Here is a 20,820-nt window from a genome sequence, read left to right on the forward strand (position 1 = left end):
CAAAAAAGCCCGGTTTCCCGGGCGTGCATGCTTGTCTGCCGGCCGCTGAATCACAGGCCGGTTTGCTGCCAGGCCTGGTATAGCAGCGAATCATCCGCCGGCAGCGCGGACAGCGGGATAAGCTCCCCCTGGGCCACATCCGCCGTCAGGGTTTTATTGGCCAGCAGGTAGAACGGCGCGACGCCTTTGGCATCCGCCCTGGCCAGCAGGCGGGCGCTGACATGCTCAATGGAGTGATGGTGGCCGCCCATGCTCAGGGTTTCGCCTTTTTTCAGCGGCCGCTCGGCGAAACCCGCCATCACCGCATGGACCTGCTGGTTAACGCCGCCGGACGCCCGGCGGTGCAGAACGGCCGAAAACAGGCTGTGCGGCGACTCCAGTCCCATAATATGGTACGGCAGGTAAATACAGGCGTATTTCAGATTCTTGCTGACCACATGACCTTTATCCGCCAGCATGCGCCAGGTCTCCGGGTCCTGGCAGCGCACGATGATAAACACCCCGCCGCCAAAGCTGACCTCGTCATCACGCCGCAGACAGTTGAATACATCCACCACGCCGGTCCGGGTCAAAATACCGCCGTCTTCCTCGGGGATAAAGATATCGGCCAGCTCGCCGATATGGCAAAGGGGATAATTCAGCGCCGGCGTAGCGGGCACGAACCCGATGGAATTGGCCACCACGTTCATTTCGCAATAGTCGGGGGTGGCGCTTTGCGGCAGCATCGCCAAGGCCTCGGCCCGCCGGCGCAGCGTGCCTTTGATATCCTGTTCATCCAGCTGCCACAGATCGGCCAGCGCGGCGGCGTCCACCTGGGTGCTGGTATAATCCAGCCTGCCGGTGGCCGGATGGTAGATATAGTCATATTCGCTGGACTTGCCGGCGGCGATAATCTCAAGCCCCAGCACCCTGGCCCAGGTGACCAGGCCAATCAGGTTGCTGGGCTGATCGCCGTCCACCGTGGTATAGACCGCGTGGTGTTTAAGCGCCAGTTGATTAAGCCAGGGGCCGGCGACCGAATCGGTTTCCTTGCTGACCATACCCACGTGGACGCCGCGTTTTAACGCGCTGACGGCGATGCTGACGCTGATATCCGGTTTACCGGTGGATTCGACCACCATATCCAGATCCAGGGCGTCCAGCAGCGCGAAGTCGCTGATAATGGCGGTTTCCCCGGCGGCCTGGGCCGCCGCGACTTCCGCCGGCGTGCCGCACAGCCGGTTTTTATCATGGCGGTAGCGCAGATCGCCGAGCAGATCCCGCGTGCCCTGGGTATTGATATCGCACAGCGCCACGATATCGATGGCCGGAATATTGCGGCACTGGACCAGCAGCGAGCGGCCGAAACCGCCGCAGGCGCCGGTAATGGCCAGCCGGATACGGCGCCCTTTCAGTTCGTCAAATAACAGTTCGTAGTTCATTACGCTTACCTCGGATTAAATGTAGGGCGGCGTTAGCCGACAATCAGGTTAAGCAGCAGGACAAACGCCAGTCCCAGCGCCGATTGGAAGGAAACCAGCAACGTCCAGCTTTTTAGCGTCTCGCCCACGGTGAGATGAAAATATTCTTTGAACAGCCAGAAACCGGAGTCGTTAACGTGCGACAGCATCAGGCCGCCGGTGCTGGTGGCCAAGACCAGCAGTTCCAGGTTGACGCCGCTGTTGGCGGCCAGCGGCGCGATAATCCCGGCGGTGGTGACCACCGCAACCGTCGCGGAGCCGATGGCGATGCGGATGAGCGCCGCCACCAGCCAGGCCAGGATCAGCGGCGAAATATTCCAGTGTACCGCCCAATCGGCGATCAGGGTGCTGACATGGGTGGCCAGCAGCATCTCTTTCAGGCCGCCGCCGGCGCCCAGGATAAGGATAATCACCGCGCAGGGGCCGAGGCACTTGCCGAGCATCTTCTGCAACTGCGCCATGGTGAAACCGCTGCGTATCCCCAGGGCGTAGAGGGCGAACAGCACCGCGATCAACAGCGAAACAATCGGGTCGCCGATAGCGTTAACCGCTTCATACAGCGGATTCTCCTTGCTGATAAACCCAAGGCACAGCGAGCGCGTCATCATTAACAGCGGCGGCAACAGAATGGTCAGCATCGCCAGCCAGAACGACGGGCTGCGGGTGGTTTTGTCGGCCTGCACCTCTTCCTGCGCGTCCCCGGCGCCGAAGCTCTGGCGCCCCAGCTCCGGAAAGTATTTCATGGCGAAATGGGTGAATACCGGGCCGGACAAGGCCGCCATGGGCACCGCGATAATCAGGCCGAAAAACATCGCCATGCCCGCATCGGCATGATAGGTGGTCATGGCCAGCGTCGGCGCCGGGTGCGGCAACAACAGACCGTGCGCCACGTACAAACCGGCGGCCATGGGAATGCCGATGCGCAGCAGCTGGCTATGGGTGCGACGGGCAATGGCGTACACCAGCGGCACCAGCATCACGAAACTGACGTCGAACAGATGAGGCAGGCCGATGATTAACGCCGCGACGCAGATAGTGGCCGGTATGGCGCGCACCGGCCCCAGGCGGATAAAGGTATTGGCGATTTTGTCCGCCCCGCCCGATTCCAGCAATAATCCGCCCAGCATGGTGCCGAGCCCGACCACCAGCCCGGTGGATCCCAATACGCCGCCGAAGCCTTTTTCGAAGCTTTTGATCGTGGCCGTCGGGCTAAGGCCCGCCGCCAGTCCTAAAAATCCGGCGGTGATTATCAGGGCTAAAAAAGGATGAAATTTAAAATAGGTAATAAGGACAATTAACAAGGCAATGGCGCTGATTAAAGCAAAAAATTGCGAAATATCGAATTGCATATCCCCTCCGGACAGATAGAGTACAGATCATTATTATTTTTTAATCGCCCAAGAATGATTGGCGCGGTATGTTATAAATTATTGGCTTAACGAGGTATTAGTTTTCCCATAGGCTTTCCGGCATGCTCCTAACTAATGGCTTTATGTAACCGGATCGGCAGCTGCCGTAATCGGTTTTCAATGTCATCGGGCAGCTGATCGTCATAAATAATATCGGTCAGCTGCGCCAGTGGGCATATATGGAACATGCCATATTTGCCGTATTTACTGCTGTCGGTCACCAGGATATTGCGCCTGGCGGAGGCCAGCACCGCCTGCTTGACCTGGGCTTTGCCTTCGTCGGGCGTGGACAGGCCGTGTTCAATATCCCAGGAACTGGTGCTGATAAACGCAATATCGATATTCAGGCCGCGAATAAACTGCGCGGCGCTATTGCCGACGCAGGATCGATTGCGCATATCCACCTGGCCGCCGGTATGAAATAAATTGACGTGCGGCATTTTCATTAAAAAATCACTAATTGTGAAATCATTAGTAATAATGGTTATCTTTTTTAATTTCGCCGCGATACAGCGGGCAATTTCAAAGGTGGTGGTACCCGCGTCCAGATATATAACCTGCCCCGACTCAACCAGTATTTCCGCCACCGCGCCAATATGGCGTTTGCTGCGGTGATGCAATAACGCTTTTTCCACATAGGGCAGTTCCTGTTTCAGCGCCTCGTTGAGTTTAACTCCGCCGCTTATCACCGTAACCTTGCCCTCGTTCTCCATAAACTGCACGTCGCGGCGAATGGTCATATGGGACACATCCAGCAATTTGGCCAGATCGCCGATGGTCACCCTGGCATATTGATGCAGGTGGCTGTAGATAAAATTACGGCGTTCATCGGGCAACATCGCGACGCCCCGCGTTAGGCTTTTTTAAAGGTCCGTTCCAGCTCTGCAACTTGTTCACCTGTTAATGTCACCATGCCATAAGGTAGCAGTGTAATATACAGACGCGCCGTGTCCTCAAGTTCTTCCGCGTTGAACACCGCTTCCAGCAGGCCGGCGCCGCCGATTACCGGCCCGTGGTTAGCCAGCAGCATGGCGTTATGCGTCGGGGCGAGATCGCCAATCGCCTCGGCAAGGCCGGGATGCCCGGGGCGGAAATACGGCACCAGCGGCAGCTTGCCGACGCGCATGACGTAATAGGGCGTTATCGGCGGCAGGCAGTTCTCGGCGTTCAGGCCGGGCATACAGGACAGCGCGGTCAGCGCGGGCGAATGCAGATGCACCACGCCGCCGATATCGGGGCGTCGCCGGTAGAAATTCAGGTGCATTACCGATTCCTTGGACGGCCTGGCGCCCGCGATATGTTCTCCCGCGGCGTTGAGTTTGCTGAGCGTCGCCGGGTCCAGGGCGCCGAAGCTGGAGTTGGTGGGCGTCACCAGGAAACCGCCGTCGGGCAGGCGGCAGCTGAGATTTCCCGCCCCGCCGCTACTGTAGCCGCGCATAAACATGGAATGGGCCAGCGTCGCCATTTGTGCGCGTAATTCGGCTTCCGTCATTGATAAAGCTCCTGTGCCTGGTTAAAAAAATCTGTCTCGCCAAAATTGCCGGACTTCAGCGCCAGCCATAAAGGCCGCTCGATATCCCTGACCCAGGGCACGCCGGGGGCGATAGTCCGGCCAATGGCAAAGCCGCTCACGCCGAGCCGTTGCGTGATAAGGCTGGAGGTCTCGCCGCCGGCAATAATAAATTTACTAAAACCCTGCTGAAACAGGGACAGCGCGATATCGGCAAATAATCGTTCGATGGCGGCGCCGGTGGCGGCGACGCCGTAGCGGGCCTGTACCGCCCTGACCACGTCGGCGGCCTGGGTGGCGAACAGCATGGGCGCCGGCCGGGGGGGTTGATCCATCACCCATTGCGCCAGCTCCCGCGCATACAGCGCGCCGTTCTCCAGGCAGCGTGTGACGTCGATCGCCCGGGCGGGCGCCTGACGGCGATAGTGCTCAACCTGCGCATTGGTCATGCGCGAGCAACTGCCCGACAGCACCACGGCGCGTCCCGTGGCCGGCGGCACGGCCTGCGCCGCCGCGCTGTCGCGGTCGCGGGGCGAAAGCGCGGCCAATGCGCCGGCCAGGCCCGAACCACCGGTCAGCAGCAGGTCGTCCGGCAGGCTTTGCGCCAGAAGCGTTAAATCAGCGTCGTCGAGCACATCGGCAACGAGATAGCGCCGCCCCTCGCGCCGCAGTTCCTCCAGGCGCTCCCGCACGGCCCGGGTCCCCCGGCGCAGCGTCGCGAGCGGGAGCAGCCCGGTTTTACCCGCGGCCTGGGCGTCCATCACCCTTAACAGATTGGCGTCGGTCATCGGCGTGAGGGGATGGTTTTGCATGCCGGATTCGTTCAGCAGCCGGCCGTTGACGAACAGATAGCCGTGGATCACGGTGCGGCCGTTGACCGGCAGCGCCGGGCACAGGATGGCAAGCGCAGCCCCGGTCTCGGCCAGCAGGGAATCGGTAACCGGACCGATATTGCCGTGCGGCGTGGAATCAAAGGTGGAGCAATATTTAAAGTAGATCTTCCGGCAATCCTGTACCCGCAACCACCGGCACGCCGCCAGCGACTGGCTTATGGCTTCCGGCGCCGGGCAGGAGCGGGTCTTCAGGGAAATCACCACCGCGTCAACGTCTTCCAGCGGCAGCGGCTGCTGCGGGATACCGTTAAGCTGGACCACGCGCCAGCCGGCTAGCGCGATAAAACTCGCGATGTCGGTGGCGCCGGTAAAATCATCAGCAATAACGCCTAACGATAACGTCATTTCCTGTCATCCGGGTTGTTGTGAACATGTGTGAAATTTTGTACGTATTGGCTTCACATTGAGATGATGGACATCACAAAAACGTAACGGGATTTTAGCGCTTAATTGGAATTAACTATTTGATAATAGTATATTTAATCATTTATCCGCTTTTCACAACAATGTGTGAATCTTCGCATCAGCCTGAACAGCGCCTTTTATCCCCCTGCCGTGGGGCGCTCCGGCTGTTCTGGCCTGGCCCTTATAACAATCAGGCCCGCCCGGTTCACGGGCGGGCCTGAGGCGATGGCCAGGCGGCAATACTCTTACCCTGCACGTTAAACGCCGGCTTACCTGAACGCGGCGAAAGCGTCCCGGATCTCGGACTCCGGCAGTCCGACGCCGATAAACACCAGCACGCTGGCCGGCTGCTCGTCATCGCGCCATTCCCGGTCCCAATCGGCGTTATACAGGCGTTGCACCCCCTGGAACAGCAGGCGCCGGGAGTCGCCTTCGATGGCTAAAATGCCTTTATAGCGTAATAGATTATCGGCATAAGTCGCCAGCAGGCCTTCCATAATGTCCGATACCGTCTGCAGCGCCAGCGGCCGCGCCAGGTTCACCACGATGGAGCGGATGGCGTTTTGCGGCTCGATAAGCGGCCGGTAACGCGGCCGGGCCACGGTCAGGTTATCATTCAGGATAAAACCCTCGACGTTAAACAGCCGGTCCAGCCCTATCTCGCCGTTGACCACCCGGTACACGGGCGCGCGGGCGTTGATATGCTGCAGGCGCGCAATCAAATTGCCGCTCTCGCCGGCGATATCGGTTTTGGTGAGCAGGATGCGATCGGCAAATCCCACCTGGGCCTGGGCCAGGGCGAACTCGTTCAGCTGTCCGTCGGCATGCACCGCGTCCACCAGGGCGATCACGCCGTCAAGCAGGAAACGCTCGCTGATAACCGGATGGGAAAAAAAGGTCTGGATCACCGGTCCTGGGTCGGCCATGCCGGTACATTCAATCACCAGGCGGGTAAAATCGACCTCGCCGCGATCGATGCCCGCCAGTAAATCCAGCAGGGCATCCGCCAGCTCGTTGGCGCTGGAGCAGCAAATACAGCCGTTGCTTAAGGTGGTAATGCGGGTGGCGCGATCGCCCAGGAGGGTATTGTCGATGGGGACTTCGCCGAATTCATTTTCTATCACGGCGATCTTTTCGCCATGGTCGGCATGCAGTATATGGCGCAGCAGGGTGGTTTTCCCCGCGCCGAAAAAGCCGGTCAGTATGGTTGCCGGCAGCGGCTGGTCCATGCTCGAATCCTCGTGTGTCAACAGCAGCGAAAACCGCCCTTGCCGTTACCGCCGTAGCGCGCTTCCTGACGATCGCGGAAAAACGCTTCGTAGTCCATGACCGGCTGATCGGGATGATTGGTCTTCATATGCTGGACATAATAATCATAATCCGGAATACCGACCAACATCCGGGCAGCCTGTCCCAAATACTTACCTGCCTGACCCAAATTTCCAAACATGCGGTATCTCCAGTGTAAAAACGCCCGCATAACCACCGGTTATGCGGGACAGGGCTTATGATGCCGTATCAGTGGCTGCTTGAGGTGATGATACCCCCTTCCGGCACGGCGACATACGCCGTTTCCTTATCCGTGCGCGCGGCGTTGCCGCGGGCTTTCAGCGCCGTTTTAATACCATAGAAGATTATGCTGTAGACAACAATCAGGAACAGGACGCTTAAGCCGGCATTGGTGTAGTTATTGACGACTATGTGATGCATGTTGCTAATCTGTTGTTCCGTTAGCCCGGCGCCCTGCTCGGCGATGCGGCGCTTGTACAGGCTGGCCTGGTACAGGAACCCTTCGAGCTGCGGATTCTGGCTGAACAGCTTAAGCCCCAGCGCCCAGGTGGTGCAGATCAGCAACCAAACCGCCGGCACCACCGTTACCCAGATATAGCGGGTGCGTTTCATCTTGATAAGCACCACGGTGCCCAATACCAGCGCGACGGCGGCCAGCATCTGGTTGGAGATGCCGAACAGCGGCCACAGGCTTTTTACCCCGCCCAGCGGATCGACCACGCCCTGGTACAGCAGATAGCCCCACAGGCCCACGCAGCCCGCGGTGCCCACCATGCCGGCCAGCAGCGAGTCGGTTTTTTTCAGGAACGGGACAAAATTGCCCAGCAGGTCCTGCAGCATAAAGCGGCCGGAACGCGTGCCGGCATCCAGCGCCGTCAGGATAAACAGGGCCTCGAACAGAATGCCGAAATGATACCAGAAGCCCATATCGGCGCCCGGGATGATCTTATTAAAGACATGGGCAATGCCCACCGCCAGCGTCGGGGCGCCGCCTGCGCGGTTAAGCACCGAAGGCTCGCCGATATCCTGCGCGGTTTGCATGATTTGCTCTGGGGAGATAACAAAACCCCAGGAGCTGACGGTGGCGGCCGCATGGGTGGTTACATCGCGCAGCGAGGACAGGATCAGCGGCGCGTCCGAGGTGCCGAGGCGATGCAGGTCGGGCATGGTGATGCCCAGCGCCGCCGGCGGGGTGTTCATGGCGAAGTACAGGCCGGGTTCGATAATCGACGCGGCCACCAGCGCCATGATGGCGACAAATGATTCCATCAACATCGCGCCATAGCCGATAAAACGGGTATCGCTTTCGCTGGCCAGCAGCTTGGGCGTGGTACCGGAGGCGATCAGGGCATGGAAACCGGATACGGCGCCGCAGGCGATGGTAATAAACAGGAAGGGGAACAGCGCGCCTTTCCATACCGGGCCGGTGCCGTCGATAAACTGGGTCATCGCCGGCATCTTCAGGTCGGGATTGATGATGACAATCCCCACCGCCAGGCCGATAATCACGCCGATTTTCAGGAAGGTGGCCAGGTAGTCGCGCGGCGCCAGGATAAGCCATACCGGCAGCAGGGCGGAAACAAAGGCATAGCCAATCAGAGTGTAGGTAATGGTGGTGTCTTTAAAGGTCAGCGCCGGTCCCCAGTACGGGTCGTGGGCAATCACGCCGCCAAACCAAATGGCCAGCAGCAGCCCCACCACGCCGATAACCGACACTTCGCCCACCCGTCCGGGGCGCAGGAAGCGCATATAAATGCCCATGAACAGGGCGATGGGCACCGTCGAGCAGACGGTAAACACGCCCCACGGGCTTTCGGCCAGCGCTTTCACCACGATCAGGGCCAGCACCGCCAGGATAATAATCATAATCAGGAAACAGCCGAACAGGGCGATGGTGCCGGGGACCGGGCCCATTTCCTCCTTGATCATCTCGCCCAGCGACACGCCGTTGCGGCGCGAGGACATAAACAGCACCATAAAGTCCTGCACGGCGCCGGCGATAACCACCCCGGCCAGCAGCCACATGGTGCCCGGCAGGTAGCCCACCTGGGCGGCCAGTACCGGTCCGACCAGCGGACCGGCGCCGGCAATGGCGGCGAAATGATGGCCGAACAGGACGTTCCTGTTGGTCGGCACGTAGTTCAGGCCGTCGTTATTGACCACCGCCGGCGTCGAACGGGTGGGATCCAGCCCCATCACCCGGGTGGCGATATACAGGCTGTAGTAGCGGTAAGCCACCAGATAAACGGCCACGGACGACACCACGATCCACAGGGCGCTGACATGCTCGCCCCGGCGCAACGCCACGACGGCCAGGCAGCAGGCCCCGATAATGCCGATGATAAGCCAGGGGATATGCTTGAGGATATTATTTTTCATCTTGATGCGGTCTTCTGTTATAGGGTACATGTGCGCGTACTCTAGGCCAGAATGGATGAAAAAAGAGGCAAATTATTATTAAGCGGTCATATACGCGGGCGAACGGTTAAATAGCCCGGCGAACGGTCGGGCTTAGCCCCCGGCGCGGTCGCCCGGAGCCGGCGAAAAGTCACCCGACGCGCCTGGGGGCGGCGCCCAGCGTATGGTCCAGCAGCGCCAGGGCATGTTCAACGGAAGGCGCTGATAGCGAAAACAGCAGGCGATAAACCACCGGCGCCACCACCAGGTCAATCAAGGTATCGCTATCCACAATCGCCTCGCCGCGCGCCAGGGCGCGGTCGCGGATAACATCGAGCTGCTGGCGGATAAATTCCGCGCATTTCCCGGCGTTGCCCGGCGCGGCGCAGCCGAGGATATCGCGCATCATGGCCCGGCCGGTCTCGGAGGCCAATTCATCGATGTATTGTTCCAGCCACGCGCGCAGATCTCCCCGATACGACCCCGTATCACGCGGCTCGCCATCGGGACGCACCCGCGCCAGCGCGACATCGGATAATAATTGCGCCAGATCGCCCCAACGCCGGTAGAGGGTGGACGGCGTCACGCCGGCGCGGGCGGCGATGGCCGGCACCGTCAGTTCGCCTGGCCCTTCCTGTTGCTGTAATTCCCGTACCGCCCGGTGCACCGCCGCCTGTATGCGGGCGCTGCGGCCGCCGGGACGGACACCGCTTTTGTCAGCCATGGCTGATGACTCCTGTTCCTGCCAGAGGATGACCGCCGGCGTCCCAGGCGCGCCGCAGGGTACTGCCGCCCGGCACTAACGCAAAATATTTGCGTTAGTGCCGGGTATCCTCTAGGATGTATAAAAGCTAATAATTTGCGTTTATTATACGAGCACCGCCATGCCCAAATCAACCGTTACCGCGTCAAACCACACCGTCCCGGGCCGTTTCCAGCCTGATTTAGCCGCGGCGGTACATACCGCCACGCTGATAACCTTTTACGCCGCGTCCAGCGCCCCTACCCCGCTCTACCGGCTTTACCAGGCCTCGTGGGCATTCTCGCCGATGCTGCTGACCACTATCTACAGCGCCTATGCCCTGGCCCTGCTGGCGTCGCTGCTGAGCGCCGGCGCCCTGTCCGACTATATCGGCCGGCGTCCGGTCATCAGCCTGGCGCTGCTGCTGGAGCTGTCGGCCATGGGGGTGTTCCTCGGCGCCGCCGGCCCCGTCTGGCTTATCGTCGCGCGGGCGTTGCAGGGATTGGCCACCGGACTGGCGTCGGCGGCCCTGGGCGCGGCGCTGCTGGACCTGCATCATGAGCGCGGCGCGTTGACCAATAGCATTGCGCCGATGACCGGCATGGCCCTGGGGGCGCTGGGCGCCTGCGCGCTGCTGCAGTTCGCGCCCGCGCCGCTGCATCTGGTCTATGCCCTGCTGCTGCTGGTCTTCGCGGCCGAAGCGGCGCTGACCTGGGGCACGCCTGAAACCGCCGTGCGCCGTCATGGGGCCTGGGCCTCGCTGTGGCCCAGCGTGGTTATTCCCGCGCAGGCGCGCGGCGCCCTGCTGGCGGTAACGCCGGTCAATGTCGCCATCTGGATGCTGGGCGGTTTTTATCTGTCGCTGATGCCGTCTCTGATCGCCAAGGTTACCCACTCTACGTCGGTCTGGTTGGGCGGACTGGCGGTGGCGGCGCTGACGCTCAGCGGCGCCGCGGCGATTATGGCGACCCGTGGCCGTACCCCTTTCGCCTCGTTGCTGGCGGGCGCCGTGATGCTGGTGGCGGGCGTGCTGGCGATCCTGCTGGGGGCCAACCATGGCATGGCATCGGTGCTGCTGGCCGGATCGGTTATCGCCGGCGTGGGGTTCGGCGCGGGTTTTCTCGGCGCGCTGCGCACGGTGATGGCGCAGGCCGCCCCCGCCGAGCGGGCCGGACTGATGGCCGCGTTTTATGTGGAATGCTATCTCGCCAACAGCCTGCCGGCCATTGCCGCCGGCTTCCTGGTGCGCCGCGCCGGCCTGCTGGCGACGGCCAATATTTACGGGACGGTCATCATCGCCTTATCGCTGGCGGCGATGGCGCTGGCGCTGGCCATCCGGCGGCGCAGCCGGATCATGCCGCGGCCGTCGTGCCCCGCAAACAGCTGATTGCGCCCGCGTCCACCGGCGCGCCCTTGTCCCGGCGCCTGCCGGCGGCAGGACGGCAAGGGCTATTTTTTCGTGCCCAGATAACGGTACACCACCGCGATATCCTGGGCGCCAAGACCCGCGTCCACCGCCTGGCGCCATACGCCGGCGATAGTGCGCAGGCCTGGCATGGCGCGGTTCCCCGCGGCGTCAAGGGCCAGATTGGCGTCCTTGAGCGCCAGCGACAGCTGCATTTGCGGCGTATAGTCGTCGGCCTTGATCATCGCGAGTTTGTTTTTAACATAGGGGGCCGCCAGCGGGCCGCCTTCCAGCGCATCCCAGAAATTATCCGGTGAAAATCCCAGCGCCTGCGCCAGATCGACGCTCTCCGCCACGCCCTGCATCATGGCAATCAGCCAGGCGTTGACCACCAGTTTCATGCGCGCGCCGGCGCCGGCGGCCCCCAGCCATTGCGTGCCCCTGGCGATGGCGGCGAATACCGGCTCGACGGCGGCGGCGCGCGCGCGATCGCCGCCGGCCAGCACGGTGATCTGCGCGTTTTCGGCCGGGGCCTTGGTGCCGGATACCGGCGCGTCGATAAACACCACGTCCGGACGCGCCGCGGTGACGGCCCGGTAAAGCTGGTCGGTGGACTCGACGCCGATGGTGCCCATCTGCGCCAGTACCGCGCCCGCTTTCAGAGTGGCGAGTATCCCGTCCCCGCCGGTGATCACCGCTTCGGTGGCCGCCGCGTCCGTGAGCATCACGATAACCACGTCGGCGTTCCCGGCCGCCTCCCGCGCGGAATCGCACAGCGTCATGCCCGCTGCCGCCAGATCCTCGCCGCGCCCGGGGGTGCGGTTCCAGCCGCGGACGGTAAAGTTTTTCTTAACCAGATTGGCCGCAAAAGCATGGCCCATGGCGCCCAGGCCGAGCACGGCAACGACGGGAAGCGTGTTCATGTTAACGATCCTTTTGTCTGCGATTTAGCATAACTTTACCAAGGTTAGCGCTTATCGGCAAAAACGGCGGCGCCGCGACGGTCATGGCGGGACGTCCGGCGGGAGGACCGGCGCGGTGGTTATTTTCCCGCCAATAACAATTTAATATTTCCTTTAACAACCGTGAAAAGCATTTGCAACCCCGTTAATTTGAATGATAATACCCACACAAAAAATAAGGCGTAAAGCACTCTCTCTAAGCGCAGCGCATAACCCGGCCCGTCACTGTAAATCCGGGTTTTGTTTCACGGAATTATAATGTGATACATGTCGTATTCAGGAGCGTTCATGCAATTCAGCAGACGGCAATTCTTTAAAATCTGCGCGGGCGGAATGGCGGGCACCGCCGCCGCCGCATTGGGTTTTGCGCCGGATATCGCGCTGGCGGAGACCCGTCAATATAAGTTATTGCGCGCGCACGAGACCCGGAATAACTGCACCTACTGTTCCGTGGGCTGCGGTATATTAATGTATAGCCTGGGCGACGGCGCCAAAAACGCCAAAGCCGCGATTTTCCATATCGAGGGCGACCCGGACCATCCCGTGAGCCGGGGATCGCTGTGCCCCAAGGGCGCCGGCCTGGTGGATTTTATCCACAGCGACCAGCGGCTGAAATATCCCGAATACCGCGCGCCCGGTTCGAATACCTGGCAGCGCATCAGCTGGGAGGACGCCTACGAGCGCATCGCCCGCCTGATGAAGGCCGATCGGGACGCCAACTTCGTCGAGAAAAACGCCGCCGGGGTGACGGTGAACCGCTGGGTGACCACCGGCATGCTGTGCTCGTCCGCCGCCAGCAATGAAACCGGCATGCTTGACCAGCGCATCACCCGCGCGCTCGGCATGCTGGCCATTGATACCCAGGCCCGGCTGTGCCATGCCCCTACCGTCTCCGCCCTGTCGCCGACCTTCGGCCGGGGGGCCATGACCAATAACTGGGTGGATATTAAAAACGCCGACGTGGTGCTGGTGATGGGCGGCAACCCGGCCGAGGCCCATCCGGTCGGCTTTAAATGGGTGATGGAAGCCAAAACCAAGAACCATGCCCAGGTGGTTGTGGTCGATCCGCGCTTTAACCGCACCGCCTCGGTGGCCGATTTTTACGCGCCCATCCGCGCCGGCGCCGATATCGCCTTCCTGCTGGGGGTAATCAACTATCTGCTGAGCAATAATAAAGTGCAGATGGAGTATGTGAAAGCCTATACCAACGCCAGCCTGCTGGTGGGCGAAGCGTACCGTTTTGACGACGGCCTGTTCAGCGGCTACGACGCCGACAAGCACCGCTATGATAAATCCTCCTGGCAGTACCAGCTGGATGACAACGGCTTTGCCCGGCGCGACGCCACCTTAACCGATCCGCGTTGCGTCTGGAATATGCTTAAAGAGCACGTCAGCCGCTACACCCCCGCAATGGTAGCGCGCATCTGCGGCACTCCGCAGGCGGATTTCCTGAAGATTTGCCACATCCTGGGTGAAACCAGCGCGCCGGACAAAACCGCCACCATCCTGTACGCGCTGGGCTGGACCCAACACACCACCGGCGCGCAGATTATCCGCACCGCCGGCATGATTCAACTGCTGCTGGGCAATATCGGCATGGCCGGCGGCGGCGTCAACGCGCTGCGCGGCCATTCCAATATCCAGGGGTATACCGATCTCGGCCTGCTGTCCCTGCGCCTGCCCGGTTATATGGACCTGCCCTCGGAAAAACAGACCACCCTCGCCGACTACCTGGCGCAGGCGACGCCCAAGGCCCTGCTGCCGGATCAGGTGAATTACTGGAAAAACACGCCGAAGTTTTTTGTCAGCCTGATGAAAAGCTTTTACGGCGCCAACGCCACCAAAGACAACGACTGGGGTTTCGACTGGCTGCCGAAATGGGATCAAAGCTACGACGCCCTTAACTTTACGCAGATGATGAGCGAGGGCAAGGTCAACGGTTATATCGCCCAGGGCTTTAATCCGGTGGCGGCGTTTGCCGATAAAAATAAAGCCTCCGGCGCGCTGTCGAAACTGAAATACCTGGTCATCATCGATCCCCTGGCGACGGAAACCTCCAGTTTCTGGCAGCACCACGGCGAATTTAACGACGTCGATCCGGCCGCCATCCAGACCGAGGTGTTCCGGCTTCCCTCCAGCTGTTTTGCCGAGGAGAACGGCACCATCGTCAACTCCGGGCGCTGGCTGCAATGGCATTTCAAAGGCGCCGAGCCGCCGGGAGAAGCCCGTAACGACGGGGTGATCCTGGCGGGGATTTTCCTGCGCCTGCGCGCGATGTACGCCCGCGAGGGCGGAGCCAATCCGGCGCCGCTGATGAATATGGCCTGGGATTATCACGATCCCGCTGACCCGACGCCGGAGGAACTGGCCCGCGAAAGCAACGGCCGCGCGCTGGCGGATCTGAAGGACGACCAGGGTACGGTTATCCTGAAAAAAGGCCAGCAGCTGGCCGATTTCTCGCAGCTGCGCGATGACGGATCCACCGCCAGTTTCTGCTGGATTTTCGCCGGCAGCTGGACCGAGCAGGGCAACCAGATGGCGCGGCGCGATAACAGCGATCCGTCGGGGCTGGGCTGCACGCCCGGCTGGGCCTGGGCATGGCCGCAAAATCGCCGCATTTTGTATAACCGCGCCTCGGCCGATGCCCAGGGCAAGCCGTGGGATCCGAAACGGGAACTGATCCACTGGGACGGCGCCCGCTGGACCGGGATTGATATTCCCGACTACGGCAACGCCGCGCCGGGCAGCGGCGTGGGTCCTTTTATCATGCAGGCCGAGGGCATGGGCCGTTTGTACGCCATCGATAAGCTGGTGGACGGCCCCTTCCCGGAACACTATGAACCGGCGGAATCGCCCATCGGCACCAATCCGCTGCACGCCGCGGTGATAATGAACCCGGCGGCGCGCCTGTTCGCCGCCGATCGCCTGCGCCTGGGCGTGGCCGCCGATTTTCCGTATGTCGCCACCACCTATTCCATTACCGAGCTGTTCCGCCACTGGACCAAGCATGCGCGCCTCAACGCCATCGTCCAGCCGGAGCAATTTATCGAAATCGGCGAGAAGCTGGCGGCCAGCAAGGGCATCAAGGCCGGCGACAGCGTCAAGATTACCTCCAAGCGCGGCTTTATCAAGGCCAAAGCGGTGGTGACCAAACGGATCCGCACCCTGCTGGTGGACGGCCGGGAAATCGATACCATCGGCATCCCCTGTCACTGGGGCTATGAGGGCACCACCAAAAAGGGATTCCTTGCCAATACCCTAACGCCCCACGTCGGCGAAGCCAATTCGCAGACGCCGGAATATAAGGCCTTTCTGGTCAATGTGGAAAAGGTATAGGGGATAGGACATGGCAATGCAATCACAGGATATTATCCGTAAATCCGCCACCAACGGCTTAACCCCCGCGCCGCGCGCGCGGGATTTCCAGGATCCGGTGGCCAAGCTTATCGACGTCACCACCTGCATCGGCTGCAAAGCCTGCCAGGTGGCCTGTTCGGAATGGAACGATCTGCGCGACGAGGTGGGCATCAACGTCGGCGTCTACGACAATCCCCTCGACCTGAGCGCAAAATCCTGGACGGTGATGCGCTTTTCCGAGGTGGAACAGGACGGCCGGCTGGAATGGCTGATCCGCAAGGACGGCTGCATGCACTGCGCCGACCCGGGCTGCCTGAAGGCCTGCCCGGCGGAAGGGGCTATCATCCAGTACGCCAACGGCATCGTGGATTTCCAGTCCGAGCACTGCATCGGCTGCGGCTACTGTATCGCCGGCTGTCCGTTCAACGTGCCGCGTATCAATCAGCAGGACAACCGCGCCTACAAATGCACGCTGTGCGTTGACCGCGTGGCGGTGGGCCAGGAGCCGGCCTGCGTCAAGACCTGCCCCACCGGCGCCATCCATTTCGGCAGCAAAGAGGATATGACCACCCTGGCGGCGGAACGGGTGGCCGAGCTGAATACCCGCGGTTTTCATCATGCCGGCCTGTATGATCCGGCCGGGGTCGGCGGCACCCACGTCATGTATGTGCTGCATCACGCGGACCGGCCGCAGCTTTACCACGGCCTGCCGGACAACCCGGCCATCAGTCCCGCGGTCACCTTCTGGAAAGGGGTATGGAAACCGCTGGCCGCCGTCGGCTTCGCCGCCATTTTCGCCGCCACGGTATTCCATTATGTCGGGGTGGGGCCGAACCGCGCCGAAGATGACGATAACCATCAGCATGACGAACCTGATCACGAACAGGAGCCACGAAAATGAAACAGCAACAGCGGATTGTGCGCTACAGCGCGCCGGAGCGGATCAATCACTGGATCGTGGCGTTCTGCTTTGTCCTGGTCTCGCTCAGCGGCCTGGGCTTTTTTTTCCCCTCGTTCCATTGGCTGATGAATATCTTCGGCACGCCGCAGTTGGCCAGGATCCTGCATCCGTTTGCCGGGGTGGTGATGTTTTGCGCCTTTATGCTGATGTTCCTGCGTTACTGGCGGCATAACCTGATCAATCGCGATGATATCTACTGGGCAAAGAACATTCATAAAATCGCCCTTAACCAGGAAGTCGGCGACACCGGGCGGTATAATTTCGGCCAGAAATGCGTGTTTTGGGCGGCGATTATCAGCCTGGCGCTGTTGCTGGTAAGCGGCGTGATGATCTGGCGGCCCTGGTTTGCCGGGTATTTCCCCATCCCGCTTATCCGCGCCGCCCTGCTGGTGCATTCGCTGGCGGCGGTGGGATTGATTATGGTGATTATGGTGCATATCTATGCCGCCCTGTGGGTCAAGGGCACCATTACCGCTATGGTGGAGGGCTGGGTGCCGGCGGCCTGGGCGAAAAAACACCATCCGCGCTGGTATCGCGAGCTGCAGGAAAAAAACGCCCTGGCGGCGGCCAGCCGCAAGGAGGGGCGCTGATGGCAATCCATATCGTGCCCGAACACCGCTTATCCGCCCGCCAGATAGCCGCCACATCGGCGATCAGGCCGCTGCTGGCGGCCGACCTGCCGCGTCTGTATCAACAGCGCGCCGATCGGCTGCTGCAGTTGGCGGCGGATCACCCGTTCGGTGATTACCTGCGTTTTGCCGCCGGCGTGGCGCGGGCGCAGCTTCGGGTGCTCGAGACCCGGCCGCTGGCGGACGGGGTTAATCCGCCCGCTGCGGCTGAAGGCGCGCTTGCGCTGGATGCGGCGACGTTTGCGCGCACGCCGCAGTGGCGCGACATGCTGCGGGCGCTCATCGCGCTGCTGCTGCCCGACGCCGCGCCCGCCGTGCGCCAGGCGCTGGACACTCTGTCGTCGCTGCCCGACAGTATGCTGGAGGCCGAGGCGCAGGCACTGCTGAGCGGGGATTTTGCCCGGGCGGACAGCGCCCGCGCGCCATTCGTATGGGCGGCCCTGTCGCTGTACTGGGCGCAGCTGGCCGGGCGGATCGGCGGCCAGGCCGTGGCCGACGGCGGCCGGCGGCAATATTGCCCGCTCTGCGGCACCGCACCGGCGGCAAGCGTCATCCATGGCAAAGGCGGCGTACCCGGCCTGCGCTACCTGCACTGCGCATTGTGCGAAAGCGAATGGCATCTGGTGCGGGCGGTGTGCAGCAGCTGCGAGCAGACCGACGACCTGGCCTACTGGTCGCTGGACGCTACCCAGGCGGCGGTAACCGCGGAAAGCTGCGGTCATTGCCGCAGCTACCTGAAAGTGATCCGCCAGGATAAGGAGGCCTGCGCCGAAAGCCTGGCCGACGATCTGGCCTCGGTTATCCTGGATGCCAAACTGGAAGAAAAAGGCTTTAGCCGCAGCGGCATTAATCCGTTTTTATTCCCCGCCGGCTAAAACGCCTCCCGTCCCGCGTGTTGCTTTAGCGCCGCGCGCGGGGTGTCTGTTCTTTACGGGACGGACGCCTTGATACCGCATGACGACAATAATTGGCGCGCCGGGGCAATCAGCCGGGTGTTGCCGAACCGGCGTCTCCTTCTGCTATAGTGGGTTTATTCTGCGATGACCGTCAGTCCAACGTGAGAAGAGCCGCTTATGTCAAACAACTTCCATTCCCTCTACCAGCATGGTTTTGCCCGCGTGGCGGCCTGCACCCTGCCCTGCGCCCTTACCGAGCCGTCGGTCAACGCCCGCGCCATAGCCGAGACCGCCAATGGGCTTGACGCCCGGGGCGTGGCGCTGGCCATTTTCCCCGAATTATCACTGTGCGGTTATTCCATTGAAGACCTGCTGTTGCAGGATGTGTTGCTGGACGCGGTGGAGCGTGCGGTGGCGGAACTGCTCGCGGCTACCGCCGGCCTGACGCCGGTGCTGGTGGTGGGCGCGCCGCTGCGCCACGCCGGGCGCGTCTATAACACCGCGCTGGTGCTGCACCGCGGCCGCCTGCTGGGGGTGGTGCCTAAATCCTACCTGCCCACCTACCGGGAATTTTATGAACGGCGGCAGTGCGCGCCGGGGGATATGGCGCGCGGCACCCTGTCATTGGCCGGCCAGGAGGTGCCTTTCGGTCCCGATTTGCTATTCAGCGCGCGGGATGTGCCCGGCTTCGTGCTGCACGTGGAGATTTGCGAGGATTTCTGGGTGCCGATCCCGCCGAGCGCCGAAGCGGCGCTGGCCGGCGCCACCGTGCTGGCCAATCTGTCCGGCAGCCCGATCACCATCGGGCGCGCGGATACCCGCCGCCAGCTGTGCCGTTCACAATCCATGCGCTGTCTCGCCGCCTATTTGTATGCCGCGGCGGGCACCGGCGAATCCACCACCGAAGTGGCGTGGGACGGCCAGTGCGTGATCTATGAAAACGGCAGCCTGCTGGCGGAAACCGAACGCTTCGCCGTGGCAGGGCAGAGCGCGGTGGCGGATATCGATCTGGATTTGCTGCGCCAGGAACGGATGCGCATGGGCACCTTTGACGATAACCGCCGTACCCACGAAGCGCGGGTCGGCGCGTTCCGGCGGATTTCATTCGACCTGGCGCCCGTCGCCCGCGATATCGGCTTCGAGCGGCGGGTGGAGCGTTTTCCCTTCGTGCCCGCCGATCGGGAACGGCTGGCCCAGGACTGTTACGAGGCCTATAACATCCAGGTCGCCGCCCTGGCGCAGCGCATCACCGCCACCGGCATTAAACGGCTGGTGATCGGCGTCTCCGGCGGCCTGGATTCCACCCAGGCGCTGATTGTGATCGCCAGGGCGGCGGACCGGCTGGGGCTGCCGCGCGAAAATATCATCGCCTGCGCCCTGCCCGGCTTCGGTACCAGCGCCGGCACGCATAACAACGCCGCAAGCCTTATCAACGCGCTCGGCGTCACCCACCGTGAAATCGATATCCGCCCCGCCGCGCAGCGCATGCTTGAGGATCTGGGCCATCCCTTTGCCCGGGGCGAAAAGGTCTATGATGTGACATTTGAGAACGTACAGGCGGGTTTGCGCACCGATTACCTGTTCCGCCTGGCCAATCACGAAAACGGCATGGTGGTGGGCACCGGCGACCTGTCCGAAATGGCGCTCGGCTGGTGCACCTACGGCGTCGGCGACCAGATGTCCCATTACCATGTCAACGCTGGCGTGCCGAAAACTTTGATCCAGCATCTGATTCGCTGGGTGATCGCGTCCGGCCAGTTCGAGGCGCCGGTCATGGCCACGCTTGAGGCCATTCTGGCGACGGAAATCTCGCCGGAGCTGGTGCCCGCCGACGACGCCGGCGGGTTGCAAAGCACTGAATCCCTTATCGGCCCTTACGATCTGCAGGATTTCAGCCTGTTTTATACCCTGCGCTACGGCTTCCGGCCGTCAAAAATCGCCTTTCTGGCGCTGCACGCCTGGGGGGATGCCGCCGCCGGCGATTGGCCGCCGGGTTTCCCGCAGGAGAAACGCCGCGCCTATCCGCTGGCGGAAATACGGCGCTGGCTGAAAGTATTCCTGGTGCGCTTTTTCACCCTGAGCCAGTTTAAGCGCTCGGCCTCGTCCAACGGACCGAAAGTCACCGCCGGGGGCAGCCTGTCGCCGCGCGGCGACTGGCGCGCGCCATCGGACGGCAACGCCCGAATTTGGATTGAGGAGCTGGAGGCGCAAGTGCCGGAGCAATAAGACGACCAGAAGATTTGGCTCAACTGACGGCCGGCAATCTTCCGCCATGTCAGCGACGGGGATCCGCCTGAACACGATGCCGGCTTATGCCGGCATAAAAACATGTCGGCGCCGGTTTGCGCCGTCCTTCTCATTCACGCGACGCCATGCGTTAATTCAGCTACGCTTATCTCCGCTCTGGTCAAGTCCGCGCCACGCGAGTAATGTGAAATCATTAGACCCTGCTGGTATACGGGCGCGCATCGCATTTATTTTTTTCCATTAGATCCAGGCTGGAG

Annotated in this window: 16 protein-coding genes; 6 read left to right on the top strand and 10 right to left on the bottom strand. The window is 61.7% G+C overall.

All coding sequences use genetic code 11. From position 1 onward, the window contains the following. Positions 1-50: 50 nt before the first annotated feature. The 9 genes from ABUK12_RS07305 to ABUK12_RS07345 form a co-directional block, all read right to left on the bottom strand. Positions 51-1,421, bottom strand: a complete 1,371-nt coding sequence (locus ABUK12_RS07305) for a hypothetical protein (protein ID WP_410015657.1) — start codon at positions 1,419-1,421, stop codon at positions 51-53. Between the two features lie 32 nt (positions 1,422-1,453). Then, positions 1,454-2,809, bottom strand: coding sequence for a gluconate:H+ symporter (locus ABUK12_RS07310; protein ID WP_410015658.1), 1,356 nt, complete (start codon positions 2,807-2,809; stop codon positions 1,454-1,456). A 128-nt stretch (positions 2,810-2,937) separates the two neighbouring features. Next, positions 2,938-3,708 carry a DeoR/GlpR family DNA-binding transcription regulator gene (locus ABUK12_RS07315; RefSeq protein ID WP_410015659.1) on the bottom strand — a complete coding sequence of 257 codons (771 nt, stop codon included), beginning with the start codon at positions 3,706-3,708 and terminating at the stop codon, positions 2,938-2,940. 14 nt (positions 3,709-3,722) lie between these two features. Next, positions 3,723-4,361 carry an aldolase gene (locus tag ABUK12_RS07320; RefSeq protein WP_410015660.1) on the bottom strand — a complete coding sequence of 213 codons (639 nt, stop codon included), beginning with the start codon at positions 4,359-4,361 and terminating at the stop codon, positions 3,723-3,725. Continuing rightward, positions 4,358-5,617 carry a 3-oxo-tetronate kinase gene (otnK, locus tag ABUK12_RS07325; RefSeq protein ID WP_410015661.1) on the bottom strand — a complete coding sequence of 420 codons (1,260 nt, stop codon included), beginning with the start codon at positions 5,615-5,617 and terminating at the stop codon, positions 4,358-4,360. Before otnK ends, ABUK12_RS07320 begins: the two co-directional genes overlap by 4 nt. Before the next feature lie 329 nt (positions 5,618-5,946). After that, positions 5,947-6,906: a GTPase gene (gene yjiA / locus ABUK12_RS07330; RefSeq protein WP_410015662.1), complete on the bottom strand. Its 960-nt coding sequence runs from the start codon at positions 6,904-6,906 to the stop codon at positions 5,947-5,949. Between the two features lie 17 nt (positions 6,907-6,923). After that, positions 6,924-7,127: a YbdD/YjiX family protein gene (locus ABUK12_RS07335; RefSeq protein ID WP_331120216.1), complete on the bottom strand. Its 204-nt coding sequence runs from the start codon at positions 7,125-7,127 to the stop codon at positions 6,924-6,926. A gap of 68 nt (positions 7,128-7,195) precedes the next feature. After that, positions 7,196-9,346 (bottom strand): carbon starvation CstA family protein, encoded by a 2,151-nt coding sequence (locus ABUK12_RS07340; protein ID WP_410015663.1) that lies wholly within the window; start codon positions 9,344-9,346, stop codon positions 7,196-7,198. A 169-nt stretch (positions 9,347-9,515) separates the two neighbouring features. After that, the gene (locus ABUK12_RS07345) at positions 9,516-10,088 is read right to left on the bottom strand and encodes a TetR/AcrR family transcriptional regulator (RefSeq protein ID WP_410015664.1); all 573 of its coding nucleotides are present in this window, start codon (positions 10,086-10,088) and stop codon (positions 9,516-9,518) included. Between the two features lie 160 nt (positions 10,089-10,248). Between ABUK12_RS07345 and ABUK12_RS07350 the strand changes: the two genes are divergently transcribed. After that, on the top strand, positions 10,249-11,493 hold the full coding sequence (locus ABUK12_RS07350; RefSeq protein WP_410015665.1) for an MFS transporter: 1,245 nt from the start codon (positions 10,249-10,251) through the stop codon (positions 11,491-11,493). Between the two features lie 62 nt (positions 11,494-11,555). Here ABUK12_RS07350 and ABUK12_RS07355 read toward each other — a convergent pair whose 3' ends face one another. Then, on the bottom strand, positions 11,556-12,434 hold the full coding sequence (locus ABUK12_RS07355) for an NAD(P)-dependent oxidoreductase (RefSeq protein ID WP_410015666.1): 879 nt from the start codon (positions 12,432-12,434) through the stop codon (positions 11,556-11,558). A 327-nt stretch (positions 12,435-12,761) separates the two neighbouring features. On the opposite strand from ABUK12_RS07355, the gene fdnG reads away from it, so the two are divergent. From fdnG to ABUK12_RS07380, 5 genes are all read left to right on the top strand, one after another. After that, positions 12,762-15,809 (top strand): formate dehydrogenase-N subunit alpha, encoded by a 3,048-nt coding sequence (fdnG, locus tag ABUK12_RS07360; RefSeq protein WP_410015667.1) that lies wholly within the window; start codon positions 12,762-12,764, stop codon positions 15,807-15,809. A gap of 10 nt (positions 15,810-15,819) precedes the next feature. After that, a complete protein-coding gene (fdxH, locus tag ABUK12_RS07365; protein ID WP_410015668.1) occupies positions 15,820-16,731 on the top strand; it encodes a formate dehydrogenase subunit beta in 912 nt (303 codons plus the stop codon). Next, positions 16,728-17,381, top strand: a complete 654-nt coding sequence (fdoI, locus tag ABUK12_RS07370; protein WP_410015669.1) for a formate dehydrogenase cytochrome b556 subunit — start codon at positions 16,728-16,730, stop codon at positions 17,379-17,381. Before fdxH ends, fdoI begins: the two co-directional genes overlap by 4 nt. Then, positions 17,381-18,295, top strand: a complete 915-nt coding sequence (gene fdhE, locus ABUK12_RS07375; protein ID WP_410015670.1) for a formate dehydrogenase accessory protein FdhE — start codon at positions 17,381-17,383, stop codon at positions 18,293-18,295. The genes fdoI and fdhE overlap by 1 nt, the downstream gene beginning before the upstream one ends. A 198-nt stretch (positions 18,296-18,493) precedes the next feature. Then, entirely contained in the window at positions 18,494-20,542 is a 2,049-nt protein-coding gene (locus ABUK12_RS07380) for an NAD(+) synthase (RefSeq protein ID WP_410015671.1), read from the top strand. Positions 20,543-20,820 lie beyond the last annotated feature (278 nt).

Source organism: Sodalis sp. C49 (assembly GCF_046352915.1).
In the GTDB taxonomy this organism is placed as follows: domain Bacteria; phylum Pseudomonadota; class Gammaproteobacteria; order Enterobacterales; family Enterobacteriaceae; genus Acerihabitans.